The organism is Nonomuraea sp. NPDC054003 (assembly GCF_055585125.1).
In genome coordinates this window covers 296,618-321,753 of sequence record NZ_JBVJKR010000006.1, presented here as the reverse complement: position 1 = coordinate 321,753, position 25,136 = coordinate 296,618, and the positions used below count along the sequence as shown (strand labels likewise).

The window sequence follows — 25,136 nt, the reverse complement described above, 5'->3', positions numbered from 1 at the left end:
AGGTGCTGAGCGACCTCCGCAACCCGCTCTTCCGCAACGGCTACGCGCTGATGGCCAACACCGGCATCACCGCGGTGCTCGGCATGGGCTACTGGCTGCTGGCGGCCCACTACTTCTCCGAGGAGGAGTTCGGCCGGGGCCAGGCGGTCATCACGCTGATGCGGCTGTTCGCGTCGCTGACCGCGCTCGGGCTGGTCGGGGCGCTGGCACGTTACCTGCCGATCGGCGGCCGGAGCACGCCGGGGCTCATCCTGCGCGGCTACGGGATCGCCGCAGCCACGGGTGTGACCGCCGCGATCGGCTTCCTGCTGACGCTGCCCCTGTGGGGCGACACCTACGCCGTGCTCGGCGGGTTCGGCCCCGGGCTGTTCTTCCTCGGCGCGGTCGCGGTCTGGGCCGTCTTCACGCTCCAGGACGTGGTGCTGACCGGGCTGCGCAACGCCGTCTGGGTCCCGGTCAACAGCATCGTGTTCGGCCTGATGAAGATGGGGCTGCTGGTCGCGCTCGCCGGGGCGCTGCCCGACGGCGGGATCTTCGTCTCCTGGATGGTGCCGACGGCGATCGCGCTGATCCCGATCAACTGGCTGATCTTCGGGGTGGTGGTGCCGCGGCACATGCGGCAGACCGCCGAGCGGCACCCGCACCCTCCAGGGCTGCGCGAGATCGGCAGGTTCCTGTCCGGCGACTTCCCCGGCACGCTGTCCGTACTGGCGATCGTCTACCTGGTGCCGGTGGCCGTGGCCACCCAGGTGAGCGAGGCGACGTTCGGCCGCTTCTCGATGGCCCACACGCTGGGCTGCATGATCGAGCTGCTGGCCATGAACATGGCCGTGTCGCTGACCGTGGAGGGGTCCTTCGACCGGTCCCAGCTGGCGGTCAACTGCCGCAACGCGCTGCGCAGGGCCTTAATGATCATCGTGCCCATCATCGTGGTAGCCGTCGCCGCCGCCCCGCTCATCCTGCAGATCTTCGGTGACTCCTTCGCCGCCGAGGGGACGCTGCTGTTGCGGCTCATGGCGCTGGCCGTGCTGCCACGCGTGCTGATCGAGATCTACCTGAGCGCGCTGCGCGCACAGGGCGAGGTACGGAAGCTGGCGTTCCTGCAGATCGGGCTCGCGGCGCTGGTGCTGACCTCGATCGCGGTGCTGTTCCCGTTCGCGAGCGTCGAAGCGGTGGGGTACGGCATGCTGATCAGCCAGAGTCTCATCGCATTGGTGATCTTCGGAAAACTACGTAAAATTCTCAGACCTGCCGACACTAGGCTGCTCAGCGTCGCTCAGGGGTCGCCCGGGGCCCCATGATGGTCACGTGAGGCAACGGGACGGCGATCGTATGACAGCGCGTTTCACCGGCTCTTCCGGCGTACGGGGGGACACGGGAGAGGAGTCAGAGGTGCCCTTCGATCCGGAGGCTACGGGGATCATCCCGCGGCTGGACCTCGATGCCGCCAAGGACCGAGCCGACACGCCCAAGCCCGCCGACGCGGACCAGCCCACCGACGGCTCGGCTGACGACCGCCCGTCCGACGAAGAGGCGGCCGAAGAGCCCCCCGCCGACGCCGAGCGGCCCGCCCGAGAGCGTTCCGCCGACGTCGTGACGGACGCCGAGCGGCCTGCCGGAGAGCGTGCCGCGGCTTCCTCCGGAGGCGACTCCGCCGAGGACGAGCGCGGAGCGGAGCGGGACTCCGAGGACGTCAGCCAGACCCTGACCTTCCGCATCCCCGGCCCGCCGTCGGTCCACATCGGCCGCCCGCCGACCGCCGAAGAGGCCGCTGCCGCGGCCGCCCCACCACCCGCGTCCAAGGGCACCACGGCCTCCAAGGCGCAATCCGTACCCGAGAGAACCCGGTCCGCCCAGAAGGCCGTGCCCGAGACGGAGAAGACCCGCTCGGGCGAGAAGTCCGTACCCGAGGCGGAGACCCCCTCGGGTCAGAAGGCCGTACCCGAGGCAGAGACCCGCTTGGGTGAAAAGTCCGTACCCGAGGCGGAGACCCCCTCGGGTCAGAAGGCCGTACCCGAGGCGGAGACCCCCTCGGGCAAGAAGGCCGCACCCGAGACGGAGGCCCGCTCGGGCACGAAGGCCGTAGCCGAGGCGGAGGAGGCCCGCTCGGGTCAGAAGCCGGTGGGCGATGCGGCCAAGCCGAAGGCTGAGGGGGCGGCCCCCGCTGCCGCACCTGGGCAAGGGGACGCCGAGCCGGAGACGGCCACGCTGCCCAAGCTCAAGTTCGGCCCTTCGGCCAAGCCCACGGAGGACGTCTCCGGCACGACTCCGTTCCCCGCGCAGCAGGCCCGTAAGGACTCCGGCGCATCCACGGCCCCGCCGACCACGGACTTCACCTCCCCTTCGACCGGCGGAGTCTCACGACCGGCCGCCAAGGGCTCGCCGGCACCCACCGCTCGCGGGGGCAAGGCCACGGGAGGGGCGGGTGCCTCGGCGGCGTCCGCGCCCGCCAAGGGCAAGCCCGGGCAGCCGGGCGCGAAGGCGGAAGACGGCGGACAGGAGACCACGTCCCCACAGGACGCGGCGGCCTCCCAAGCCCCGACCGGTCTCCAGAAAGACCCGGCGGCACCCCAAACCCCGGCAGCTCTCCAAAAGGACCCCGCGGCACCCCAGGGTCCGGCGGGTCTCCAGAAGGACCCGGCGGCACCCCAAACTCCGGCGGGTCCCCGGAAGGACCCCGCGGCGCCCCAAGCTCCGAAGGCTCTCCAGAAAGATCCAGCGGCACCCCAGGGTCCGGCGGGTCTCCAGAAAGACCCGGCGGAAGCTCCAGCGGCCTCCAAGCAGGGCGCGGCGGCCGCGCAAACCGCGACCGCGGTGCGGCAGAAGCCGGTCGCGACGCCTGGGGCCGCGGGCGAGCAGGGAGGGCGCTGGGCGAGGTTGCTGGCCAGCGCGCCCCGGTGGCTGCCCGTGCTGCTGGTGCTCGAAGGTCTGGTCATGTACGTGCTGGCGGTCAAGGCGCCGCCCGGCCCGTACTGGGGCGTCGACCCCGAGGAGATCAACGGCCTCGGGCTGATCTCGGCGCTGCCCGTCACCGCCTTCGCGGCCATCCTCATCATGGTCGTGTCGTTCTTCGTCACGGTCGCCCAGAGCACCGACCGCAAGTTCCTGCTGTTGTTCCAGATCGCGGCCATCACGTTCGCCCTGCACGGCGTGGGCGCGCTGGTGGCCGAGGAACCCAGGTTCCCGACCGCGTACATCCATGCCGGTTTCGTGGAGTTCATCGGCAGGACCGGCGAGACGGCCATCAACATCGACGCCCGCATGGGCTGGCCGGGCTTCTTCGCGCTGTTCGCGTTCGTCACGAAGGCCGCCGGGATCGAGGACCTGACGCCGATACTCAACTGGTCGCCGCTGCTGTCCAACCTGCTCTACCTGCTGCCGTTCGTGCTCATCCTGCGCCAGGTGGTGGCGACCACGCGGGCGCGCTGGTTCGCGGCGCTGCTGTTCATCCTGGTCCAGTGGATCGGGCAGGACTACTTCTCGCCGCAGGGCTTCACGTTCGCCCTCTATCTGGTGTTCGTGGCGATCCTGCTGCGCTGGTTCGGGCGGGTGGAGCCGCGCACCAAGCCGATCCCGCCGAAGGGGCTGCGCAGGCTGCTGGCCCGCCTGGACGCGATGACGCCGGGCGAGCTGGCCAACACCGGCATGTTCCGGGCCGACAAGCTGCTCATGCTCATGCTGCTGCTGGCCCTGTTCGTGGCCGCGACGGCGTCCCACCAGATCACGCCGTTCATGATGCTCGGCGTGCTGACGGCGTTCCTGCTGTTCAAGCGGACCTCGCTGACGTGGGGGCTGCCGTTCTTCCTCGGCCTGGTGGTGCTGACCTGGATCAGCTACATGGCCGTCGGCTTCTGGGTCGGCCAGATCGACACGATCTTCGGCGGGCTCGGCCGGGTGCTCGACAACCTGCAGACCAACACGGGCGACCGGATCGAGGGCACCGACGCGCTGCACGCCCTGGTGCTGCAGGCGCGGCTGGGCATCCTGGTGGTGATCCTGGCGCTGGCGGCGGTGGGCCTGTTCAGGCGGCTGCACCGCGGCGTGTTCGACCGGGCGGCGCTCATCCTGCTCTGCGTGCCGGCGCTGGCGCTGGCGATGCAGAGCTACGGCGGCGAGATGGGGCTGCGCATCTACATGTTCGCGCTGCCCGGCGCGTGCCTGCTGGCCGCGTACGCGTTCTTCCCCAACATGCCGGCCGACAGCGCCGACGTGCGCGAGGAGACCGTCCCGCTGCGCAAGCGGAACGTGCGCTTCAACCCCGACCTGACGAGGAAGATCTCGCTGGTGCTGGCCGCGTGCATGGCGGTGGCGTTCGCGGGCGCCTTCCTGGTCGCCCGCTACGGCAACGAGAAGTTCGAGCGGGTGACCTCGGGCGAGGTCGCGGCCATGCACCACGTGTACGAGCACGACAAGCCGAGCGCCCGGGTGGTCTATCTGGTGCCGAAGCTGGGCCCGGAGGTCACGCCCACGCTGCCGTGGGGCGAACGCGACATCGAGCTGGTCAACTTCGCCGGCCAGGCGCAGGTGTTCAAGGACCCGACGAACATCACCGGGGTGATCGACTCGCTGAAGCCCGGCCCCGAGAGCCCGCGCAACACCTACGTGGTGGTCAGCCGCGGCCAGGTCAGCTACCTGCAGCTCAACGAGGGCTTCCCGGAGGGCTGGGGCGAGAAGTTCCGGGCCGCGCTGGACGCCGCGCCGGAGCTGAAGAGGGTCTTCTCCAACGACGACGCCGCTCTCTACACGTGGGGCGAGTTCGTGCGCGGCACGGAGATCCCCGATCCTCGCCCGTACAAGGTGCAGGGGGAGCCCACCTCGCCGTGGACGCCGGTCGGCATCGGGGCGCTGGCCGTGACCTGGATCGCGCTGTTCGGCTACGAGGTGATCAGGCTCAACGGCCCCCGCCGGGCGCCACGCGCCCGCCGCTGGATGCTGGCGGTGGCCATCCCGGCCTTCGCGGTGGCGCTCGGGGTGATCGTGGAGCGGTTCGTCTACATCGCGGGCCTCAACTGACGTCAGGCGGGGCCGCGGCCGCTCCACTGGATCTCGTACGGCTGGAGCGTGACCTGCTTGCCGTCGACGGTGGCGGTCACGGCGGTGTCGGCGGTGTTGACCATGACGACCTGGCGTTCCTGGGCCAGGACGCGAATCCGCTTGTCGGAGGACTGGACCTGCACCAGCTGCGCGTGGGCGGGGAACCACTTGGTGAAGCCGCTGAGCAGGCCGGCCATGGGCATCTCCTCGCCGGTGCCGGACCGCCACAGGCAGCCGGCGCACTCGCCGCGGCCCCTGGTCTGCGGGTTCCAGTAGAGAGCCGTGGAGACGCCGCTCTTGGCGAACTCCATGAGGGCCGTGGCCTGGACGGCGGTCCGCTTGTCCTCGGTCCAGCCGGAGTCGTCGGGCTCGACGTACCACTCGGCCCACCAGACCGGCAGGTCGCCGCTCTTCTGCCTGAGCCAGGTGCTGATCGCGCTGAACTTCTCGGTGGCCGCGAAGTCGTCGGGGACGTTGCCGCCGTCGGTGGTCATGGTGGCGCCGTCGACGACGATGAAGTCGGCGCCCTTCTTGTGCTCGATCCAGTACTCGATCGCGTCCAGCGCCCGCTGGTCGACGCTGCCGTACGTGCCCTTCAGCTCGGACGGCCTGTCGGCCTTGGAGCTCTCGATCGGCACGTAGGGGCCGCCGACCTTGATCTTCGGGTTGACCTTCTTGAGCGCGTCGTAGACCTTGTTGTAGAGCTCGGTGTAGCCCTCGGCGTCCCACCGGTTGGTGCTGGCGTTCCAGAAGCCCTTGAACTCGTTCCACACCATGTAGTACTCGACCGTCGGATACTGCTTGGCGACCCGGGCGGCGAGCTTGGCGTAGTCGTCGAAGTGTTCGGGCTTGACCGCGACCGTGTGGTTCTTCGACCAGTCGGTGCGGCCCGCCTGGCCGCCCTTCATCCAGTCGGGCGCGCAGCACAGCGTGATCACGGGGATGGACCGCGAGGACGCCATGAACTTCAGCCGCCTGTTGAGGTCGACGAAGTTGTACTGGCCGGGGCTCGGCTCGGGGTTGCCGGCGCCCCAGCCCATGATGTGCTGGTTCTGCAGCATCGGGACCCGGCCGAGGATCCCCTTGGCCGCCTCCCGGGCCACGCGGTCCTCGTTGTCGGCGCTGTATTGGGTGTGGGTGATGCCCCAGCGCGGCCAGTCGTCCACCGCCGGCGGCGGGTCGAGCTCGGGCGCGGGCTCGGCGGGCGCGGACGAGGCGATCTCGCCGCCGACGTAACTCGTGGGCCCGTCGTCCGGCTCCGAGCGGAGGCCGGCGTAGGTCAGGATGCCGGCGACCAGCAGGACCGCGACGACCCCCGCCCCGACGGCCAGCGGCCATGGCGACCGTTTGCGGGCATGCCTGCCGTCCGTCGGAATCACCCTGAACCCACCCCTTCACGAACGTTCCAAACAAGGCCGAGCGCCAGGACCTCGACCTTGTTCACCGTAACCGTCCGGGTTGCGAGTGGCTTGCGAACGGTCAGGACGATGGTGGCCGCTGGCCGCTCGCGGGTCCAGGAACCCCTGCATAACGGTACGGCACCGGTTGCCTACCCGGCTGCACCACGAGCAAGCTGCCGGTGTCGTCGGCGTAAAAAGCCGATTCCACGGCGGCCGCGACCTCGTCGGCCTCCAGCAGGGGGAACCCGGCGCTGATGAACAGCTCGCGCGCCTGGGCCACCAGCGGGGTGTCGGTGAAGCCGGGGCAGACGGCGGAGATGCGGATGTGCTCCTTGGCCAGCGGCGGGGCGAGGGCGCGGACGAGGCCGACGACGGCGTGCTTGGTCATCGTGTAGATGGGGTCGCCGTCGTAGCCGACCAGCCCGGCCAGCGACGCGGTGACCACGATGGCGCCGCCGCCGGAGCGCCGCAGCAGCGGCAGGGCGGCGGTCACGCCGAAGACCACGCCGTCCACGTTCACCCCCAAGGTCTTGCGGTACTGGGCCAGGTCGAAGGCGTTCAGGTCGACGCCGCTGGAGATGCCGGCGTTGAGGTGGACCAGGTCGAGCCGGCCGTAGGTGCGCTCGGCCAGTTCGACGGCCTGCCTGGACGCCTCCTCGGTGCGCACGTCGGCGGCCAGGGCGACGCCGCCGACCTCCTTGGCGAGCCGCTCGGCGCCGTCGCCGTCGAGGTCGACCAGGACGCACCTGGCGCCTCCCGTCGACAGGCGGCGGGCCACCGCGGCGCCGATGCCGCTCGCCGCTCCGGTGATCAGTGCAACAGTGCTCATGACGCTCCTCAGGGCGGTGGGTGTGACTGGCGTCGGATCAGGCGTGGCCGGCGGTCACGACGGGCCGAGCATGCGGTGCGCGCGGGCGATCAGGGTGGGCACGGCGCCGCCGATGCGCTCGAACCCCTCCCCCACGGTCTTACCCTGGCGGAAGCGGGCGTGGATACCCTCCACGATGACCGCGAGTTTGAAGTTGCCGAGCGCGACGTAGAAGCCCAGTTCGGCGGTGTCGCGGCCGGAGACCTTCGCGTAGTGGGCGGCGAACTCGGCGGCGTTCAGGAAGCCGGGCGCGGCCGTCACGTCCCCGGCGACCGGGATCCCGGCCCGTTCCTCGTCCCCGGCGTCCTGCCAGTACGTGAGCGTGAGCCCGAGGTCGGCGAGGGGGTCGCCGAGGGTGGACATCTCCCAGTCGACGACCGCGCGGATCTCGGGCTCCGGGCCGAGCCGCACCAGCGTGTTGTCGAGCCGGTAGTCGCCGTGCACGAGCGTGCCGTGCGAGTGTGCGGGCAGCCTCCGGCGCAGCCGCTCCGCCAGGCGGTCGAAGTCGGGCCGTTCCTCCGTCTTCGACCGCTCCCACTGCTTGCACCAGCGCTCGACCTGCCGGGCCAGGTAGCCGTCGGGACGGCCGAAGCCGTCCAGCCCCGCCTCCCGGTAGTCGACGGCGTGGATGGCGGCCAGCACCTCGGCCAGCCGCTCGCTCAGCCTTCTGGTCCCCTCCGGCGGCAGGTCGCCGAGTTCCTCCCGGCCGCGCACCGCGGCGCCTTCCACGTACTCCATGAGGTAGAACGGCGCCCCGATGACGTCCTCGTCCGCGCAGAACGCGACCGGGCCGGGCACGGGCACCGGGGTCGGCGCCAGCGCGGAGATGACGCGCCACTCGCGCGCCATGTCGTGCGCGGTGGGCAGCACGTGGCCGAGCGGGGGCCGGCGCAGCACCACGCGGCGTTCGCCGGTCTCGATGAGGTAGGTCAGGTTGGACCTGCCCCCGGAGATGAGCGAGACGGACAGCGGCTCACCGGCGTCGGGCGTGTGGCGGCCCATCCAGGCGAACAGCCGGGGCCGGTCGATCCCAGGTACGGTCATGGTCTGATATTAGAACGTTATTCGGTTCTGAAAACCACCTGGGAGTTGCGTAACGTTCCGCACCTGCGAGAACAGGCGCCACGCCGATCCTTTAAGCTGAGTTTCCACATGTCTGCCGCCCCGAGGCATGTCGACAGTAGGAGCCCAGTGCAGGTCACCCTCGCTCATCCCAGAGAGCTGGGAGACGCCGAAATCAGCCGCTGGCGTGCTTTGCAGGAAAGCGACACGGCGTTCGACAACCCCTTCCTGTCTCCGGAGTTCACGCTCACCGTCGGTGAGTTGCGCGACGCCGTGCGGGTCGCGGTGATCCACGACGGGCCGGAGATCGTCGGATTCTTCCCGTTCGAGCGACACCCGCTGGGCATCGGCAAACCGGTGGCCGCGGGCCTGACCGACGCCCAGGGCATGATCTACGCCAAGGACCTCGAGATCGACCCGTTCAAGCTGCTGCGCAAGTGCGGGCTCAGCGTCTACGAGTTCGACCACCTGGTGATCGGGCAGCCCCTGCTGGGCGCCACCTACGAGACCTATCCGTCGCCGGTCATCGACCTGAGCGACGGCTACGGCCCCTACACCGAGTTCCTGCGGGCCAACTCCGGCAAGACCTACAAGACGACGCTGGCCAAGGAGCGCAAGCTCGGGCGCGAGGCCGGCGAGGTGCGCCACGAGTTCGCGATCACCGACCCGGGACCGCTCCACACGCTGCTCAACTGGAAGACCGACCAGTACCGCCGCACCGGCCGCACCGACCGGTTCTCCCACCGGTGGATCGTCGAGCTGGTGGAGCGGCTGCAGGCGACTCGCGGCGAGAGCTTCGCCGGCGTGCTCGACATGGTCTACGTCGGCGACCGGCCGGTGGCCGGCCACTTCGGCGTCCGCACCCGCACCACCCTGGCCGGCTGGTTCCCCGCCTACGACACCGCCTTCGCCAAGTACTCCCCCGGCCTCATCCAGCACCTGGCGATGGCCGAGAAGGCCGCCGCCGCCGGCATCGAGCTGATCGACATGGGCCGGGGCGCCAAGGAGTACAAGGAGAAGCTCAAGACCGGCGAGCTCTCCGTCGCGGAGGGCCGGCTCGCCAGGCCCGGCCTCCCGGCCGGCGTCCACTGGATGATGCGGGTGCCCGCGCGCAGGGCCAGGGCCACCGTGCTGGCCCATCCGGTGCTCCACAAGACCGCCGACAAGGCGCTGAAGACCTACGGCCGGTTGCGGGCCAGGATGGCCGGATGAGGTTCCTGGAGGAGCGCACCGGCCGCCACTGCCTGCTCCTCCCCTCCAACCGGCTCGGTCTCTACCTGGCGCTGCGCCACTGGTGCTCGCCCGGCCAGCGGTTGCTCATGTCGCCGGTCTCCGCCGACGAGATCCTCTTCCTGGTGCTCGCCGCCGGCCTGTGCCCGGTGATCGCGCCGCTGTCGCCGCGCGACGGCAACATCGACGTCGCCCGCGCCGACCTCTCCTCCGTGGACGCGGTCCTGACGACCAATCTGTACGGGCTGCCCGACCAGGTGACGGCGTTCACCGGGAAGGTGCTCGTCGAGGACGTCGCCCACGCGATGGAGACCTCGGTCGGCGGCCGGCCGCTCGGCACGTTCGGCCTGGCCGGGGTGTTCAGCCTGGGCAAGCACGCCGCCGCCGGCTCGGGCGGGGTGCTGGCCGTGGCGGAACGCGCCGACCTGAAGTCGCTGGAGCAGGCCCGCGACGCCCTGCTGCGGCCGGGGTCGCTGCGCGCGGAGCTGTTCGCGGTGGCCACCTCGATGGCCCGCCAGGCGGCGCTCCGGCTCGACCTGGTGCGCCCGGCGCTGTGGCTGATGCGGGCGCTGGGCCTGCAGGAGGAGCGGGAGGGCTACCGCATCGCGCTGATGGCCCGCGAGCTGGCCGAGGCGCTGCCGCGGGCGCCCTCGCTGCCGTCGTTCGACCCGTGGGTCCGGGCCGACCTGCACGACTACCGCGCCGCCCGTGGCCGGGTCTCCCGGTGGTACCAGGCCAGGCGGGTGGCCAAGGTGCCGCGCGAACGCGAGCGCAGGCTGGCCGGGGTCGCCCTGCTCGCGTCGTTGCCGATCGCCGCCCCCGCCGTGCGCGACCACCTCGACCAGCCGTTGTTCAGGGTGCCGCTGCTGGTGCGCGACCGCGACGCCGCCATCGCCGAGCTGGAGCGGCGCGGGGTGGCGACCGGCTATCTCTACGACCCGCCGTACGACGACTACGCGCCGGGTCTCACCAAGCCCTCGCCCGACCCGACGCCGGCCCGCTGGTGGGCCCGGCACGTGCTGCCGGTCGACCCGCTGTACGCGCGCCGGGCGCTGCCGCTGCTGCGCGAGCTTGAGGCCGCCCCGGCGTTCAGCCTTCCCTGATCAGCTCGGCCAGGATCTGGCAGCCCCGCCGCACCTGCGCGAGCGAGGCGGAACCGTACCCGATGACCAGGCCGTGCACCCGCTCGACCCCGTGATGATGGCGTTCGGCCGTGTCGAGCAGCACCCCTCGCTCCGCGGCACGTTCCATGACGCGGGGGGCCAGCCCCGGCGGCAGCTCGGCCAGCACGTGCAGCCCGGCCGTGTCGCCGCGCAGGCGGCAGACCGGTCCCAGCGACTCCACCACCACGGCGCGCCTGCGCGCGTACTCCAGGCGCATCCTGCGCAGGTGGCGGTCGAGGTCGCCGCGCTCCAGCAGGGTCGCCACCGCCTGCTGCACCGGCCCGCTGGTGCGGTCGGAGACGGCGCGGCGGATGGCGGCGATCCTGTCGAGCAGATCGGGCGTGCCGACCAGCCAGCCGACCCCGACGTCCGGCGCCAGCGACTTCGAGAGCGTGCCGAGCAGCACCACCCGCGACGGGTCGAGGCCGTAGAGGGCGGGCAGCGGGGCGACGTCGTAGCGGAACTCGGCGTCGTAGTCGTCCTCCACGACCGTGGCGCCGGTGCGCCTGGCCCACGCCAGCAGCCGCTCGCGGCGCGGGATCGGCAGGCGCCCGCCCAGCGGGTACTGGTGGGCGGGAGTGGTGTAGAGCACGCGCAGCCCGCCGGGCAGGTCGTCGACGATCACGCCGTCCTCGTCCACGGGGCAGGCCACCACCTCCGCTCCCCTGGCGGCGAACACCGTGCGGGCCACGTGGTAGCCCGGGTCCTCGACGCCCGCGCGGGTGCCCGCGCCGAGCAGCGCCTGCGCGCACAGGTCGAGGCCGTTGCCGGTGCCGCGGGTGACCAGGATGTTCTCCGGCCCGACGGCCACCGCCCTGGCCCTGCGCAGGTGATCGGCGAGGAGCTCTCTGAGCCTGGGCAGGCCGTAGGGGTCGGGATAGTCGCCCGGCGGCAGGTCGGCGGCCTTGCGCCAGGCCCGCTTCCAGGCGGCCACGTCGTAGTCGCGCACCCAGGGGTGGCCGGGCGACAGGTTGATCACGTGGTCGCCCGGCACCGCCCGCCGCGCCATCTTCGGGGCGGGCGCCTGCGCGGCGGCGGCCCCGTTGGCGCCGGGCGGTGTCTCCATCGAGGCCACGAACGTGCCGGAGCCGTGCCGCCCCTCCAGCCAGCCCTCGGCGTAGAGCTGCTGGTAGGCCTCGGTCACCACGGTGCGGCTGACCCCGAGCTGGGCGGCCAGCCCGCGCGAGGACGGCAGCCGCTCACCGGTCGCGAGCGCGCCCGAGAGCATGGCGTCGCGCAGCCGGCCCGCGAGCTGGACGGTCAGCGGCACGTCGGACTCCCTGGACAGGGAGATCGGGAGGTCGACGAGGGCGCGCAAGTGGTCTCCGGGAAGGCATTGATAGTGGCTCTCCAGGATAGGTCCACTTCGCGGCTACGGTCGACGCATGCTCTCCTCCACCGCTCGCACCCGGCTGGGCCGCTCGAAGGAGCGTGGCAGCACCGACAGGAACGATCTGTACGAGATCCTCGACGCGGGCCTGATCTGCCACCTGGGCGTGGTGGCCGACGGTTACCCGATGGTGGTGCCCACCGGCTACGGGCGCGTCGGCGACACCCTCTACCTGCACGGGTCGACGGGGGCCAGGTCGCTGCGGGCGGCGGCCGGCGGCGAGGTGTGCGTGACGGTGACCCACCTCGACGGCATCGTGCTGGCCAGGTCGGTCTTCCACCACTCCGTCAACTACCGCTCCGCGATCGTCTACGGCCGGGCCAGGCTGGTGACGGACGAGGAGGAGCGGATGGCCGGCCTGCGGGCGCTGACCGAGCAGCTCGCGCCGGGCCAGTGGGACTACGCCCGGCCGCCGGACCGCAAGGAGCTGGCCGCCACCGCCGTGCTCGCCCTGCCGCTGGACGAGGCGTCGGTCAAGATCCGCCGTGGCGCGCCCAGCGACGAGGACGCCGACTACGCGCTGCCCATGTGGGCGGGGGTGCTCCCGCTCGTCACCGCCTGGGGCGAGCCGCTGCCCGACCCGGCGCTCGCAGACGGGATCGGCATACCGGTTCACATCAGTGACAGAAAGTAGTTCCATGAACAGGGGCGCACCTGGCAAACTCCTTCCCTAGATCACGCGTCTCAACTGGTGGGCCGACCCTGGTTAAAGAGGCGGACAAATGGAGTGGAGCGCACCCGGCTACACGGAGATCACGCAGCTCGGCGCGGGCGCCAGCGGCCGTGTCGTGCTGGCCGCGCACGAGGAGACCGGCGTCAAGGTCGCGATCAAGTACCTCTCCGAGAGGTTGCGACATGATCCGGCCGCGCTGGGCAGGTTCCGCTCCGAGGCGCGGCTGCTGACCACGCTGCGCGACCCGAACGTCGCCACGCTGTGGGAGTACATCCAGGATCCGCAGGGCGCCGCCATCGTCATGGAGCTGGTCAACGGCGTCCCGCTGCGCGCGCTGCTGCGCGAGAGCGGCCCGACCGGCGCGGAGGCGGCGCTGGTCGTCCTCAAGGGCTCGCTGCTCGGCCTGGCCGGGGCGCACGCGCTCGGCCTGGTCCACCGCGACTACAAGCCGGAGAACGTGATCGTCCGCGACGACGGCCACAGCAAGCTCGTCGACTTCGGCATCGCCGTCAAGCAGGGTCAGGCCACCCGGGCCGAGGGCACCCCGCCCTACATGGCGCCGGAGCTGTGGTCGGGCGAGCCCGCCACCCCGGCGACCGACGTGTACGCGGCCACGGCCGTGTTCTTCGAGTGCCTGACGGGCCACCGGCCCTACCGCTCGCCGGAGCCGAGCGTGCTGGGCTACCAGCACCTGCACGCCCCGGTGCCGGTGGACGACGCGCCCGAGCCGGTGCGCGAGCTGATCCGGCGCGGGCTGGCCAAGAGCCCCGCCGACCGGCCCGCCGGCGCCGAGGCGTTCGTCGCCGAGGTGGAGGAGGTCGCCAGGGCCGCCTACGGCGACGACTGGGAGGAGCGCGGCCGCCGGCGGCTGGCCGGGCTGGTGTTCCTGCTCGCGCTGCTGCTGCCCGAGCCCGCCGAGCCCGCCCCGCAGGTGACCACCACCCTGGCCCGCACGGTGTTCAGGGCAGCGCCGCGCAAGGCGGTGCGCGTCGCCATGGCGGGCGGGCTGGCCGCCGTGGTGGCCGCCGCCGTGGTGGTCGTGGCCGTCAACAGGGAGACGCCGACGCGGCTCGAACCCGTGGCCGCCGCGCCCTCCGAAGCGCCGTCGCCCACCCCGTCCCTGCCGCCGACGGTGACTCCGCGGCCCTCCGGGGATCCCACCGCGGGCCCCTCCCCGGAGGACACGGCGCTCGGCCGCCTGCCGGTCATCGGCGACCCGGGATCCCCGGCCACCGCCACGGGCGGGTCGCCGGACCCCGCCGTCACCGGGGGCCCCGACCCGGTCGCGACCTCCACGGACGACCCCGGCGCCCCGCCGGCCAGCACCCCGCCTTCCTCCGAGCCTCCGACCAGCGACCCGCCCTCCTCGGACCCGCCCACCAGCGCCCCGCCCTCTTCCGACCCGCCGACGACCACCACGCCGACGGTGACTCCGACGGTGACTCCGACGGCGAGCACCCCGACGCCGAGCGACCCGGTCACGAGCGCGCCGCCCCTGACCGCGGTGTCCTCGCTCGTCGTGCACCGGTTGGCCGTCAGGGGCGCCGTCGCGGCGGGAGCGCTCACCGTCGACGCCACCGGCACCGGCCCCATCACCGCCCGCGCCACCTGGCGCGTCGCCGGTGAGGAGGTGCGCACCGAGCGGATCCGGCTCGGCGACGCCCGCACCTACACCCGCACCGTCTCGCACGACCTGGGCGAGCGCCCCTGCGGCAAGGACGTCACGCTCACCGTCGTCTCCGACCCGCCCGCACGCGGCGGGAACGGTTCGTCGACCGTGAGCGTGCCGCCCTGCCCGACCGAGGTGACCGGCCTGCGGGTGAGGCTGGCCATGGCGGGCGCGACCGCCAGAGCCACCGTGTCCATGCGCACCAGCGGCACCGGCGAGGTGCCGGTGGCGGCGGCCTTCGCGGTCAACGGCGACCAGGTCGCCACCCGGTCGGCCGAGGCGTCCGGGCGCACCACGTACACCACGACGTTCCGCCACGCCTTCCGCAGCCGCCCGTGCGGCGCCACCGTCACGGTGCGGGTGACCGCCAAGAACCGGACGGCCACCGGCAGCGCCGACGTCGTCTGCCCGATCGAGGTCAGGAGCGTCTCCGTCGTGCGCGCCGTGGCCGACGCCGGCGGGCTGACCGCCACGGTCGCCGTGAGAACCGGTGACACGCGGCCGGTCCGCCTCGTCGTGGCGTTCCAGGCCGGGAAGATCGCCGGTACGAGGCAGCTCACGCTGTCCGGCGCGACTTCGTACTCCAGGACGATCCGATACGCGGTCAAGACACCCTGCGGGGCGTCCTGGCGGGTACGGGCGAGCACCCGGCCGGGAGCGGGCAACGGCGGCTCCCAGCGGGGCGGCACGCTGCCGGACTGTGAACCCGAGGTGACGGAGACTCCACAGCCGGAGATCGACTGAACCTCACCCTTTCGAATTCGGGATATCTGATGCCGGTAGGTGTGAAACGCCGGTTAAGCTACGCTCCGTCTGTTGAGGGTGGGGGCCCGGACGACCGTAGAGGAGACCGCTATGAACGGCGATGAGCGGTGGGGGGTCCCCGGTTACACCGAGGTCCGCGAGCTGGGCACCGGCGCCGCCGGCCGGGTGGTCCTGGCCACGCGCGACCACGACGGGGCCGAAGTCGCCATCAAGTACCTGTCCGACCGGCTGAGGGACGACGTCGGCTTCGTCGCCCGGTTCCGGCAGGAGGCCAGGCTGCTGGGCGCGATGCGCAGCCCGCACAACGCCAGGCTGATCGACTACGTCGAGACCGGGCACGGCGCGGCCATCGTCATGGAGCTGGTCAACGGCGTGTCGCTGCGCGAGCTGCTCCGCTCGGAGGGCCCGACGGGGCCCGAGGCCGCGCTGACCGTGCTGAAGGGCTCCTTACAGGGGCTCGCCGCGGCGCACGCGATGGGGATCGTGCACCGCGACTACAAGCCGGAGAACGTGATCGTCCAGGGCGACGGCGCCAGCAAGCTGGTCGACTTCGGCATCGCCGTGGCGGCCGGCATCGGCGCCAGCGCGGCCGGCACGCCGCCGTACATGGCGCCGGAGCAGTGGTCGGGCGCGCCGGCCTCCCCCGCGACCGACGTGTACGCGGCCACGGTGGTCTTCTTCGAGTGCCTGACCGGCGCCCGCCCCTACCGGGCGACCAACCTGGCCGCGCTGGCCCGCCAGCACCAGGCCACGCCGCCGCCCGTCGAGGAGGTGCCGCCGGCCCTGCAGGGCCTGGTCGAGCAGGGCCTGGCCAAGCGCACGGACGAACGGCCGGCGTCCGCCGAGGCGTTCCTGGTGGAGCTGGAGACCGTCGCCCGCGAGGCGTACGGGACCGACTGGGAGGAGCGCGGCAGGCGGAGGCTGACCTCTCTGGCGGGCCTGCTCCTGCTGCTCTGGCCGGTGCCGCCCGAGGCTCCGGCGGAGGCGGTCACCACGCTGGCCGAGACCCGCTTCGAAGGCCCGGCCAAGCTGCTGAGCAAGGTGTCCGCCAAGGCCACGATCACCACGGCCTGCGTCGGGGTGGCGATCGCGGTGGCGGTGGTGCTGGTGAACCCGTGGAAGGGCGACACCGCCCTGCGCGCGCAGACCACCACGGCCACGCCCACCCCGTCGGCCTCCAGCGCCGAGCCGGTGGAGACCGACACCTTGGAGCCGGTCGAGACGGAGACGCCCGAGGAGCCGACGCCGGAGGCGACGACGCCGCAGCCGACCACGTCCGTCGCGCCCGTCGCCCAGCCCACGGCCACCCGTCCCACGGCACGGCCCACGGTGCGGCCGACTGTGCGGCCGACCAGGACCAGGAAGCCCACGGCCCGGCCGACCCGGACCCCGGTGAAGACCCCGGTGTCCACCCCGGCCGAGACGCCGGAGACCAGGCTGTCCGGCAAGGCCGACACCGGCAACCGGGGCACCGCCGCGCCCACGCAGCCCTCCGCCACGCCCACGCGGCAGACGCCGACGCGGCAACCCACGCGGACGCCGTCCACACCGCCGACCACGCCCAGCCCGTCCGAGAGCCCGACCGGCGGCGAGCCGCCCAGGAGCACGCCCACGGTGATCATCGACTAGGGAGCGGCACCGACCGGAACGGGTGACGTCCGGTGCGGTTCCCGTCAAACTGGCGGTAAGGCGACGCAAGTCGGGGCGTCACCACAGGAAGATCTGACGCTCCGGGGGGGCAGACGGCGATGAGCAATCCGAGACAGGGGATCGCCGGGTTCCGGCTGACCGAGCACACCTGGATCACCGAGCTGGGCAACTGGATCGACGCGATCTCGCCCGACGGCCGCAGGGCCGGGGCGCTGCTGTTCGACTCCAGGATCATCGAGCTGCCCGGGGTGCGCGACCGGGTGGTGTCGGCGGTGCTGACCGACCGACGGCTCGTCATGGGCGGGCTCGGCGGGCTGATCCCGGTCGCCGACGTGGTGGCGGCCGGCGAGCAGGTGTGGCTGCTCACCGCGCAGGCGGTCACGCCCACCCTGGCGAGCCTGCTGGCGGCCGGCACCGTGGAGTCGGGCGGCGCGGCGGCGGTGCTGGCCGACACCTCTCAGACCCTGCTCGCGCTGCACGCGTCGGGGGTGACGCACGGCTCGGTGCACCCGGGCACCGTCGTGGTCACGGCCGACGGCGCCGCGCTGCTGTCCGAGCGCGGGCTGGCCGACGCCATCCGGGGCGAGATCTCGCCGCCGGACCGCGACGTCTCCGGCTGGGCGGCGCTGGCACGCGGGCTCGCCGGCGCCTGCCAGCGCGGGGCGCCGCAGGCCGCGGCGGCGTTCGAGCGGGCCGCGGCCGCGGCCACCACCCACGGGCTGGCGGCGGCCAGGAGCGGCCTGCTCGCCGAGTCGCACGTGCTGCCCGGCGGCATGATCACCCGTGACCGGCTGGCGCAGGCGGCACGCGGCCAGTCGATGTTCGCGCAGCCCGCCGCGTACGGCATGCCGGCCCCGGCCGGGCAGGAGCGCGACGAGGGCGACATCGTCACCCTGCTGCACGTCCCGCAGGGGCGCGAGAGCGCGGGCCGCACCACGCACGCCGGTCAGGCGACCACCAGTCCCAGCCCCGGCGGCGGGGAGGCGATGCGGTTCGGGCCGGGCGTCGGCGCGGCGGGGCAGGAGTCCACGGCCCAGCGGATCTGGCGCGAGGGCGCCTCCCCCGCGCGGAACGGCAGGGCCAGGGCGGTGCGCGCGCGACGCCGCCGGACGATCGTATCGGCGCTCGTGTTCGCGGCCGTGATGGCCGGGGCGGTCCTGGCCTGGCTGCGGCTCAGCGGTGGCGACGACACACCCGTGGCGGTGGAGAAGGTGACCGTCACCACGTCGGAGAAGACGCTGGGCTGCGACAGCGACGCGTTCGTCTCGGGCCGGATCGACACCAACGGCGGGGCCGGCGAGATCCGCTACGAGTGGCGGATGAACCTGGACAAGGACGTCGAGGAGGGCACCCTGCGCGCCACGGCCGGCACCACCTCCTACGACGTCGACCTGACGTGGCGGCTCCAGGGCGAGCGCACCGCCAAGGCCACGGCCACGTTACGGGTGCTCTCTCCCGGTCCGGCCCGCACCGCGAAGACGACCTTCACCTACAAGTGCTGAATGCACACCAAAGCGGTTGTTTACTACGCTGACGTGCATGACCTCGCAGACCCCCGCGGGCTGGTACCCCGACCCGTACGGCTCTCCGCAACTGCGGTGGTGGGACGGCAGCCAGTGGACCGACGCCACCCATCCGATGGAGCAGGGCCCGATGGATCGAGGCCCGACGCAGCAGGGCCAGACGGATCAGGGGCCGGCGCACCAGCAGCCCTCAGGACCCCAGCCGGCCTCCGGCCCGCAGCAGCACGGCAGCCGGCCGCCCGACTGGCCGCCGGCGGGGGCCAACCCCACGCTCGCCTACGGCCAGCCTCCGCCCCAGGGCCAGCCCCCTTCCGGCCAGTCAGGTCCGTACGGGCAGTCCGGGCCTTCCGGCCAGTCTGGACCGTACGGGCAGTCCGGTCCTTACGGGCAGTCGGGTCCGCAGCAGGGCGCGTTCGGGCATCCCGGCGGCCAGCAGGCCCCGTACGGGCAGCCGGGAGGGCAGCAGTACGGCCAGCAGGCCCCGTACGGACAGCAGGGCTCCTACGGGCAGCAGCCGTGGGACGCTCCCGGCTACGGCCCGCCGCCCAAGCAGAGCAACCCGATGCCGTGGATCATCGGCGGGGCGGCGGCACTGCTCGTGGTGGCCCTCCTCGTGGTGGCCGCCGTCGTCTTCGTCAACAGCACCGGTGACCCGGCGGCCGCGCCGACGACGTCCCAGAGCCAGACCGAGGAGCCGGCGGAGACCGAGGACCCGGACCCGGCGCCCTCGACCGATCCCCCGCCCTCGACCGACCCGCCGCAGAGCTCCGCCGAGCTCCCGCAGCCGGTGGACGGCCGCATCACCGACGCCAAGCTGGGGGTCTCGTACGAGGTGCCGGACGCCTGGGACGTGCCGCGCGCGTCCGCGATCAACAGCACCCAGCCGGGGGCCCAGCTGTGGAGCAGCGGCGTGCAGAAGATCTCGCAGGAGAAGTTCGACGGCCGGTCCGACTGGATCGGCAACGTCTTCACCGGGGCGCTCAGCGACCGCTACCCCTACCCCGGCGCCGCCGGGATCGGGCTGACGGCCAAGGCGGTGTACGCCGACTTCAACAACAGGTACTACTCGCTCCAGCACACCAGCAAGATCGTCAAGGACCAGGCGATCAAGATCGGTGACCGGGACGCCTGGCTGGTGCAGTTCGAGATGGACTTCACCCAGATCTCCGAGGAGAAGGGCTACCAGTGGAAGAAGGAGAACGGCGCGGTCGTGCTCATGGACCGCGGTGAGGGCGAGCGGCCGGGACTCATCTACGTCTCGGTGCCCGACAACCTCGGCACCGACGTGGTCGACAAGGTGGTGAGCTCGCTCAAGCCCGCGTGACGAGTGGCACTAGGCTGGTGGCATGAGCAGGCGGACGGGTCGCTCCGGGCCGCTGCGGCGAGGAGTACGCATGAGTGATTCCCTGGTCTGGATCGACTGCGAGATGACGGGTCTCGACCTCGGGCGCGACGCGCTCGTCGAGGTGGCGTGCATCGTCACCGACAGCGAGCTCAACCAGCTCGACAGCGGCGTGGATGTGATCATCAAGCCGCCGCCGGAGTCACTGGAGCAGATGTCGGGGGTCGTCCGCGAGATGCACACCGCGTCGGGGCTGCTGCCGGAGCTGGCGACCGGGGTCACGCTGGCCGAGGCCGAGTCGCTGGTGCTCGACTACATCCGGCGCCACGTCCCCGAGCCGAAGAAGGCTCCGCTGTGCGGCAACTCGATCGGCACCGACCGCACGTTCCTGGCCAGGGACATGCCGGCGGTCGACGCCTACCTCCACTACCGCATGGTCGACGTGTCGTCGATCAAGGAGCTGTCGCGGCGGTGGTATCCCCGCGTCTACTTCGCCGCGCCCGAGAAGCAGGGCGGCCACCGGGCTCTGGCCGACATCCTGGAGAGCATCCGGGAGCTGCGTTACTATCGGGCTGCCGTGTTCGTCGGCCAGCCCGGGCCTGACTCGGCGACGGCCCGGACACTCGCGGAGCGTGTCAGCGGTTAACGGGTGGCGTGAAGACTCCCGAACACCGCTACACTCTTCCTGTGCCGTTCTTGCGGACGGCGCGATGGTGGGTGTAGCTCAGTTGGCAGAGCGCCAGGTTGTGGTCCTGGATGTCGAGGGTTCAAGTCCCTTCACTCACCCCAGAGGGCAACGGCCGGTTCTTCGGGACCGGCCGTTGCCGTTTTCTTCCGACAACTCCCCAAAAACATGTCAATGCGAGTTATGCTCGCTGTCTACCGCTAACGCCGGTTGGTTGGGGGGACTCGGCGATCTGACCGTCTGCGCGCCCCGGAGGCCGGATGAGAGTCGACGACGCAGCGTTCGACAGCGCGTTCACGTCCTTGAGCAAGCGTGAGGCCGAGGTCATGGACCTGATCGCGACAGGACAGTCCAACAGCCAGATCGCACAGCGACTGTTTCTCAGCGAGAAAACGGTCAAGAACCACGTCAACCGCATCTATGCCAAGCTCGGCGTGGACTCCCGCGTCCGTGCCATCGGCCTCTGGCGGTCCCGTACCACGGAGTGATCCCGTTTCGGAGCGTGCGCGCCCTCCCCTGAGGCGCGCGCGCTCGGACAGAGGTGGCTACGGAGCCGTCTCCAGGAGGGCGGACAGGGCCGTGAGGCCGTGGTCCACGTCCTGCTCGGGGATGTTGAGCGCCGGGCGCAGGCGGACCGACCTGGGCCCGCACGGCAGGACCAGGACTCCCGCCTCCTCGCGCAGCCGGGTGACCAGGGCGTCCCTGTCGGACGGCTTCGGCAGGTCGAAGGCGCACATGAGCCCGCGACCCCGGACGCCGGACACGGTCTCCGGGTGCTCGGCCTCCAGCTTGGTCAGCCGCTCCAGGATGGTGGTGCCGAGGGCGGCCGCCCGCGGGATGAGCCCGTCGCGTTCGACGATCTCCAGGATGCCGCGGCTGCGCACCATGTCGACCAGCCCGCCGCCCCAGGTGGAGTTGATCCGCCCGCTGCGTTCGAAGACGTTGCCGGGCACCTCGTCCACGCGCCGCCCCGCCATGATGCCGCCGACCTGGACCTTCTTGGCGAAGGCCACGATGTCCGGCTGCAGCCCGAGCTGCTGGTAGGCCCAGGGGGTGCCGGTGGTGCCGCCGCCCGTCTGCACCTCGTCCAGGACGAACAGGGCGTCGTGCGCGTGGCACAGGTCCTGCATGGCCCGCAGGAACTCCGGCCGCATGTGGTTGTCGCCGCCCTCTCCCTGGATGGGCTCGGCGATGAAGCAGGCGATGTCGTGCGGATGCCGCTCGAAGGCGGCGCGGGCCTGGGCCAGCGCGCGCTCCTCGGCCGCCTCGACGTCGCCGGCGTGGATGGCGGGCACCTCGACGCGCGGCCAGTCGAAGGTGGGGAACCGGTCGGTCTTGACCGGATCGGTGTTGGTCAGGCTCAGCGTGTAGCCGCTGCGGCCGTGGAAGGCCTGGGTGAGGTGGAGGACCCGGGTGCCGAGCTCGCGCGGGCGACCGGCGGCCTCGTTGCGGCGGCTCTTCCAGTCGAAGGCGACCTTGAGCGCGTTCTCCACGGCCAGCGCGCCGCCCTCGACGAAGAACAGGTGGGGCAGGGCGGGGTCGCCGAGCACCCGGGTGAAGGTGTCGACGAAGTCGGCGAGGTGCTCGGTGTACATGTCGGGGTTGGCCGGCTTGTTGCGGGCGACCTGGCCGAGCAGGCGGGCGAAGTCGGGGTCGAAGGGCGGGTTCACGCCGAGCGGCGCGGAGGCGAAGAACGTGTAGAAGTCGAGGTAGCGGCGGCCGTCGCGGGCGTCGACGAGCCACGAGCCCTGGCTGAGTTCGAGGTCGAGTACGAGCCTGTATCCGTCGACGAGCAGGTGGCGGGCAAGGCGGGCGTGAACGTCCATGTCTCCTCCGCATTCGGCCGGACATGCCATATATTCCCCACCGTAACCCGGATTCATCCATAAAATTTACGGATCATCGCCCCATCAGGCTATCTTTTTCAACCGGAAAGACAGCGCGATCAGCGTGATCCCGTACAGCAGCGCGAAGATCCCGACCAGCCAGACGAGGCTGAGCAGCCCGGCGGCCGGCCAGAGCAGGAGCAGCACGCCGAAGATGACCGACAGCACGCCGCCCAGGATGAGCATCCACTCGTTGGAGATGACCTTGCGCAGCTGGATCCCGTCCGCGATCTCCGCGATGCCGGTGAAGATCGCCCAGAGGGCGATGAGGTACAGCAGCACGAGCGAGGTGATGCCCGGCCAGATGAAGGCGGCGAGGCCGGCCAGGATGCCGATGACGCCGAGAGCCACGGCCCAGGCCCGCGACCGCACCTCGTGGCGGTACGCGGAGTAGATCGCGACGATGCCGTCGACGATCGCGTAGGCGCCGAAGAAGATCACCAGCACCAGCAGGGTGATGCCCGGCCAGATCAGTGCCAGGATGCCGAAGATCACGGCCGCGATGCCCCGGACGAGCGGCATCCACCAGGTACGTGCGAGTTGCTGCTCCATTCTTCCCTGATGTCCGCGCGAGCCGTCGGGGCATCCCTCGGCATGGTCAAGAATGGGCGATCATTGGGAGTAGACCACGATCGACACCGCGACGTACTGCACCAGGTAGGCGGCCAGGGTGAAGGCGTGGAACACCTCGTGGTAGCCGAACCAGCGGGGCGAGGGATCCGGCCGGCGCAGCCCGTACACGACGGCGCCGGCGCTGTAGAAGACGCCGCCGACGGCGACCAGCACCACGGCGGCCACCCCGGCGCCCCGCAGGAGCTGCGGCATCACGAAGATCGCGGTCCAGCCGAGCGCGAGATACAGGACGGTGTAGAGCCAGCGCGGCGCGCCCATCCACAGCACCCTGAACAGCACGCCCGCGAGCGCCCCGCCCCAGGTGACGGCGAGCACGGCGATGCGCGCGGCGCCGTCGAGCGCGAGCAGCGCGAACGGCGTGTACGTGCCCGCGATGATCAGGTAGATGTTGGCGTGGTCGAACCGGCGCAGCCACTCGGCGAGCCGGGGGCCGAGCGTGCCGCGGTGGTAGGTGGCCGAGATGCCGAAGAGCAGCCCTGAAGTGATCGCGTAGACGGCCGAGGCGAGGCGGGCCTGGAGGGTCGGGCCGAGCGCCACGAGCACGATGCCCGCGATCATGGTCACGGGCAACGCTCCCGCGTGCAACCACCCCCGCAGAATGGGCTTAACGGAGATCGTCGTCATATAACCTACGGTACCGTAGGTTAGAGTCCGTTCAAGAAGCGGGCGGCGATCGGCACCGCCGCCGACCGGCCCGAGCCGCCGTGCCTGACGAAGACGGAGAAGGCCAGGTCGCCGCGGTAACCGATGAACCACGCGTGCGGGGCGCCGTCCACGACCTCGGCGGTGCCGGTCTTGCCCGACAGGTCACCGGGCAGCCCCGCGCCACCGGCCGTGCCGTGGTCCACGACCGCGCGCATCATCGCCCGCAGCCCGGCCACCACCCCCTGGTCCAGCTCCACGGGGTCGGGCGCGGGGCCGTCGATGCGGGTGGCCTCCTTCTCCGGCAACAGCCTGGGCGCCCGCCAGGTGCCGCTCTGCACCGCGGCCGCGACCGTCGCCATGCAGAGCGGGCTGGCCGTGACCGAGCCCTGCCCGATGGCGTCGGCGGCGCGCTGGTCGGGCCCGTCCGCCTCCTGGATCGAGCCGCAGAAGCCGCCCGCGCCGGTCGGCAGCGCCCGCCCGAAGCCCCACCTGGAGGCCGTCCCCGGCAGGTCGGCCACGTCCAGCCGGGCGAGCGACTGCTCGACGAACGTGGTGTTGCAGGAGTACGCGAACGCGTCGGTGAAGGAGACGGCGCCGCGCGCCACCTCGCCGTCGTTGCGGAGGGTGCGATGACCGGGGATCGTGTACGTGCCGGGACACGCCACCTGGTCACTCGGGCCGAGCCCCGACTCCAGCAGCGCCGCGGCCGTGATGACCTTGAAGGTGGAGCCGGGCGGGAACACGTCCTTCAACGCGCTGAAGCCGCTCTTCAGCCGGTCGGCCACCGCGAGGATGTCGCCGCTGCTGGGCTGGATCGCCACGATGGCCGCGTCGGAGCTCGCGTCGAGCGCTCGCGCGGCCGCCGCCTGCACCGAGCGCGACAGCGTGGTCCGCTGGCGCCGGGTCTCCGGCCGCGCGCTCAGCAGCTCCCGGTCCGGCTTCCCCGGCGCCTTGGCCACCAGCACCCAGCCCACCGGCTCGCCCTCCTCCCGGTCGTCGCGCAGCGGCCGCAGGTGGGCGTCGGCGTAGCTGTTGTGCGGGATCTTGTCGCCCTCCCTGGTGACCTGCTCGGCCGGGGAGCCGAACAGCTCGACGAGCTCGATCGTGCCGCCGTCCTTGAGCAGCGGGTGCAGGGTCTCGGGCTGCCAGAGGACCTTCCACTGCCGGTCGCGCACCGCCAGCCTGAGCGTGCCGTCGAACGGCCACTCGCCCAGCTCCTCCAGCTCCCTGACCCCGGTAAACGTCACCTCGGCCGTCTCCTCGCCGGTGCGCTCGACGTCCCCGGGCTCCAGCCGCAGCCGCTCGACGCCGAGGGCGCCGCCCATCGCCTCGTGCCACTGCCTGAAGTCGCCGGGAGGCCGGTCCACCAGCCGCGACATGGCGACCACGTCGCCGTCCCGCCAGGCCTGGAAGTACGCGGCCGAGGTGGCGGCGGCGCTGCCCTCGACGCCGCCGGCGGCCGAGACCGCGAAAGCCACCGCGGCGATAACGGCCACAACTGCGCCTACGACCACAATC

19 protein-coding genes and 1 tRNA gene are annotated in these 25,136 nt (G+C 72.0%); 12 read left to right on the top strand and 8 right to left on the bottom strand.

Going from position 1 to position 25,136, the window contains the following annotated elements; all coding sequences use genetic code 11:
* Nucleotides 1–2 precede the first annotated feature (2 nt).
* Together ACZ6YG_RS17995 and ACZ6YG_RS17990 are read left to right on the top strand one after the other, a co-directional pair.
* The gene (locus ACZ6YG_RS17995; RefSeq protein ID WP_148029646.1) at nucleotides 3–1,301 is read left to right on the top strand and encodes a lipopolysaccharide biosynthesis protein; all 1,299 of its coding nucleotides are present in this window, start codon (nucleotides 3–5) and stop codon (nucleotides 1,299–1,301) included.
* Between the two features lie 91 nt (nucleotides 1,302–1,392).
* Nucleotides 1,393–5,013 (top strand): MFS transporter, encoded by a 3,621-nt coding sequence (locus ACZ6YG_RS17990; RefSeq protein WP_466018615.1) that lies wholly within the window; start codon nucleotides 1,393–1,395, stop codon nucleotides 5,011–5,013.
* 2 nt (nucleotides 5,014–5,015) lie between these two features.
* Here ACZ6YG_RS17990 and ACZ6YG_RS17985 read toward each other — a convergent pair whose 3' ends face one another.
* The 3 genes from ACZ6YG_RS17985 to ACZ6YG_RS17975 all read right to left on the bottom strand — a co-directional run bounded on the left by ACZ6YG_RS17985 (nucleotide 5,016) and on the right by ACZ6YG_RS17975 (nucleotide 8,346).
* Nucleotides 5,016–6,413: a GH39 family glycosyl hydrolase gene (locus ACZ6YG_RS17985; RefSeq protein ID WP_466018614.1), complete on the bottom strand. Its 1,398-nt coding sequence runs from the start codon at nucleotides 6,411–6,413 to the stop codon at nucleotides 5,016–5,018.
* Nucleotides 6,414–6,513: 100 nt separating this feature from the next.
* Nucleotides 6,514–7,263, bottom strand: a complete 750-nt coding sequence (locus ACZ6YG_RS17980; RefSeq protein ID WP_466018613.1) for an SDR family oxidoreductase — start codon at nucleotides 7,261–7,263, stop codon at nucleotides 6,514–6,516.
* 54 nt (nucleotides 7,264–7,317) lie between these two features.
* Nucleotides 7,318–8,346: a phosphotransferase family protein gene (locus ACZ6YG_RS17975; protein WP_466018612.1), complete on the bottom strand. Its 1,029-nt coding sequence runs from the start codon at nucleotides 8,344–8,346 to the stop codon at nucleotides 7,318–7,320.
* A 210-nt stretch (nucleotides 8,347–8,556) separates the two neighbouring features.
* Between ACZ6YG_RS17975 and ACZ6YG_RS17970 the strand changes: the two genes are divergently transcribed.
* Nucleotides 8,557–9,576, top strand: coding sequence for a GNAT family N-acetyltransferase (locus ACZ6YG_RS17970; RefSeq protein ID WP_466018611.1), 1,020 nt, complete (start codon nucleotides 8,557–8,559; stop codon nucleotides 9,574–9,576).
* Nucleotides 9,573–10,697 carry a DegT/DnrJ/EryC1/StrS family aminotransferase gene (locus tag ACZ6YG_RS17965; protein WP_466018610.1) on the top strand — a complete coding sequence of 375 codons (1,125 nt, stop codon included), beginning with the start codon at nucleotides 9,573–9,575 and terminating at the stop codon, nucleotides 10,695–10,697. The genes ACZ6YG_RS17970 and ACZ6YG_RS17965 overlap by 4 nt, the downstream gene beginning before the upstream one ends.
* Here ACZ6YG_RS17965 and pdxR read toward each other — a convergent pair.
* Nucleotides 10,684–12,075: a MocR-like pyridoxine biosynthesis transcription factor PdxR gene (pdxR, locus tag ACZ6YG_RS17960; RefSeq protein ID WP_148029640.1), complete on the bottom strand. Its 1,392-nt coding sequence runs from the start codon at nucleotides 12,073–12,075 to the stop codon at nucleotides 10,684–10,686. The genes ACZ6YG_RS17965 and pdxR overlap by 14 nt on opposite strands.
* A gap of 67 nt (nucleotides 12,076–12,142) precedes the next feature.
* On the opposite strand from pdxR, the gene ACZ6YG_RS17955 reads away from it, so the two are divergent.
* The 8 genes from ACZ6YG_RS17955 to ACZ6YG_RS17920 all read left to right on the top strand — a co-directional run bounded on the left by ACZ6YG_RS17955 (nucleotide 12,143) and on the right by ACZ6YG_RS17920 (nucleotide 20,942).
* On the top strand, nucleotides 12,143–12,781 hold the full coding sequence (locus tag ACZ6YG_RS17955) for a pyridoxamine 5'-phosphate oxidase family protein (protein ID WP_148029639.1): 639 nt from the start codon (nucleotides 12,143–12,145) through the stop codon (nucleotides 12,779–12,781).
* Nucleotides 12,782–12,869: 88 nt separating this feature from the next.
* Nucleotides 12,870–15,233 carry a serine/threonine-protein kinase gene (locus ACZ6YG_RS17950; protein ID WP_466018609.1) on the top strand — a complete coding sequence of 788 codons (2,364 nt, stop codon included), beginning with the start codon at nucleotides 12,870–12,872 and terminating at the stop codon, nucleotides 15,231–15,233.
* 111 nt (nucleotides 15,234–15,344) lie between these two features.
* Nucleotides 15,345–16,883 (top strand): protein kinase domain-containing protein, encoded by a 1,539-nt coding sequence (locus ACZ6YG_RS17945; RefSeq protein WP_466018608.1) that lies wholly within the window; start codon nucleotides 15,345–15,347, stop codon nucleotides 16,881–16,883.
* A gap of 119 nt (nucleotides 16,884–17,002) precedes the next feature.
* The gene (locus tag ACZ6YG_RS17940) at nucleotides 17,003–18,406 is read left to right on the top strand and encodes a protein kinase family protein (RefSeq protein ID WP_466018607.1); all 1,404 of its coding nucleotides are present in this window, start codon (nucleotides 17,003–17,005) and stop codon (nucleotides 18,404–18,406) included.
* A gap of 37 nt (nucleotides 18,407–18,443) precedes the next feature.
* Nucleotides 18,444–19,751 (top strand): DUF2510 domain-containing protein, encoded by a 1,308-nt coding sequence (locus ACZ6YG_RS17935; RefSeq protein ID WP_466018606.1) that lies wholly within the window; start codon nucleotides 18,444–18,446, stop codon nucleotides 19,749–19,751.
* A 70-nt stretch (nucleotides 19,752–19,821) separates the two neighbouring features.
* Nucleotides 19,822–20,415, top strand: a complete 594-nt coding sequence (gene orn, locus ACZ6YG_RS17930) for an oligoribonuclease (RefSeq protein ID WP_148029634.1) — start codon at nucleotides 19,822–19,824, stop codon at nucleotides 20,413–20,415.
* 67 nt (nucleotides 20,416–20,482) lie between these two features.
* Nucleotides 20,483–20,558 (top strand) — tRNA-His (locus ACZ6YG_RS17925).
* Nucleotides 20,559–20,714: 156 nt separating this feature from the next.
* On the top strand, nucleotides 20,715–20,942 hold the full coding sequence (locus ACZ6YG_RS17920) for a helix-turn-helix domain-containing protein (protein WP_148029633.1): 228 nt from the start codon (nucleotides 20,715–20,717) through the stop codon (nucleotides 20,940–20,942).
* 57 nt (nucleotides 20,943–20,999) lie between these two features.
* Here the strand turns inward: ACZ6YG_RS17920 and lat are convergent, their stop codons facing one another.
* From lat to ACZ6YG_RS17900, 4 genes are all read right to left on the bottom strand, one after another.
* Nucleotides 21,000–22,280 (bottom strand): L-lysine 6-transaminase, encoded by a 1,281-nt coding sequence (gene lat, locus ACZ6YG_RS17915; RefSeq protein ID WP_466018605.1) that lies wholly within the window; start codon nucleotides 22,278–22,280, stop codon nucleotides 21,000–21,002.
* Between the two features lie 84 nt (nucleotides 22,281–22,364).
* The gene (locus ACZ6YG_RS17910) at nucleotides 22,365–22,892 is read right to left on the bottom strand and encodes an HdeD family acid-resistance protein (RefSeq protein WP_219543799.1); all 528 of its coding nucleotides are present in this window, start codon (nucleotides 22,890–22,892) and stop codon (nucleotides 22,365–22,367) included.
* A 60-nt stretch (nucleotides 22,893–22,952) separates the two neighbouring features.
* Nucleotides 22,953–23,597 (bottom strand): PAQR family membrane homeostasis protein TrhA, encoded by a 645-nt coding sequence (gene trhA, locus ACZ6YG_RS17905; protein WP_219543798.1) that lies wholly within the window; start codon nucleotides 23,595–23,597, stop codon nucleotides 22,953–22,955.
* A gap of 20 nt (nucleotides 23,598–23,617) precedes the next feature.
* Complete coding sequence (locus ACZ6YG_RS17900) at nucleotides 23,618–25,096, bottom strand: penicillin-binding transpeptidase domain-containing protein (protein ID WP_466018604.1); 1,479 nt, start codon at nucleotides 25,094–25,096, stop codon at nucleotides 23,618–23,620.
* Nucleotides 25,097–25,136: the final 40 nt, after the last annotated feature.

Excerpts from the sequence above, each read along its gene's own strand:
- ACZ6YG_RS17955 (WP_148029639.1), top strand. The coding sequence starts at position 12,143 with ATGCTCTCCTCCACCGCTCGCACCCGGCTGGGCCGCTCGAAGGAGCGT.
- trhA (WP_219543798.1), bottom strand. The coding sequence starts at position 23,597 with ATGACGACGATCTCCGTTAAGCCCATTCTGCGGGGGTGGTTGCACGCG.
- ACZ6YG_RS17965 (WP_466018610.1), top strand. The coding sequence starts at position 9,573 with ATGAGGTTCCTGGAGGAGCGCACCGGCCGCCACTGCCTGCTCCTCCCC.
- orn (WP_148029634.1), top strand. The coding sequence starts at position 19,822 with ATGAGTGATTCCCTGGTCTGGATCGACTGCGAGATGACGGGTCTCGAC.
- ACZ6YG_RS17945 (WP_466018608.1), top strand. The coding sequence starts at position 15,345 with ATGAACGGCGATGAGCGGTGGGGGGTCCCCGGTTACACCGAGGTCCGC.
- ACZ6YG_RS17940 (WP_466018607.1), top strand. The coding sequence starts at position 17,003 with ATGAGCAATCCGAGACAGGGGATCGCCGGGTTCCGGCTGACCGAGCAC.
- ACZ6YG_RS17920 (WP_148029633.1), top strand. The coding sequence starts at position 20,715 with ATGAGAGTCGACGACGCAGCGTTCGACAGCGCGTTCACGTCCTTGAGC.
- ACZ6YG_RS17950 (WP_466018609.1), top strand. The coding sequence starts at position 12,870 with ATGGAGTGGAGCGCACCCGGCTACACGGAGATCACGCAGCTCGGCGCG.
- ACZ6YG_RS17980 (WP_466018613.1), bottom strand. The coding sequence starts at position 7,263 with ATGAGCACTGTTGCACTGATCACCGGAGCGGCGAGCGGCATCGGCGCC.
- lat (WP_466018605.1), bottom strand. The coding sequence starts at position 22,280 with ATGGACGTTCACGCCCGCCTTGCCCGCCACCTGCTCGTCGACGGATAC.
- ACZ6YG_RS17975 (WP_466018612.1), bottom strand. The coding sequence starts at position 8,346 with ATGACCGTACCTGGGATCGACCGGCCCCGGCTGTTCGCCTGGATGGGC.
- ACZ6YG_RS17910 (WP_219543799.1), bottom strand. The coding sequence starts at position 22,892 with ATGGAGCAGCAACTCGCACGTACCTGGTGGATGCCGCTCGTCCGGGGC.
- ACZ6YG_RS17935 (WP_466018606.1), top strand. The coding sequence starts at position 18,444 with ATGACCTCGCAGACCCCCGCGGGCTGGTACCCCGACCCGTACGGCTCT.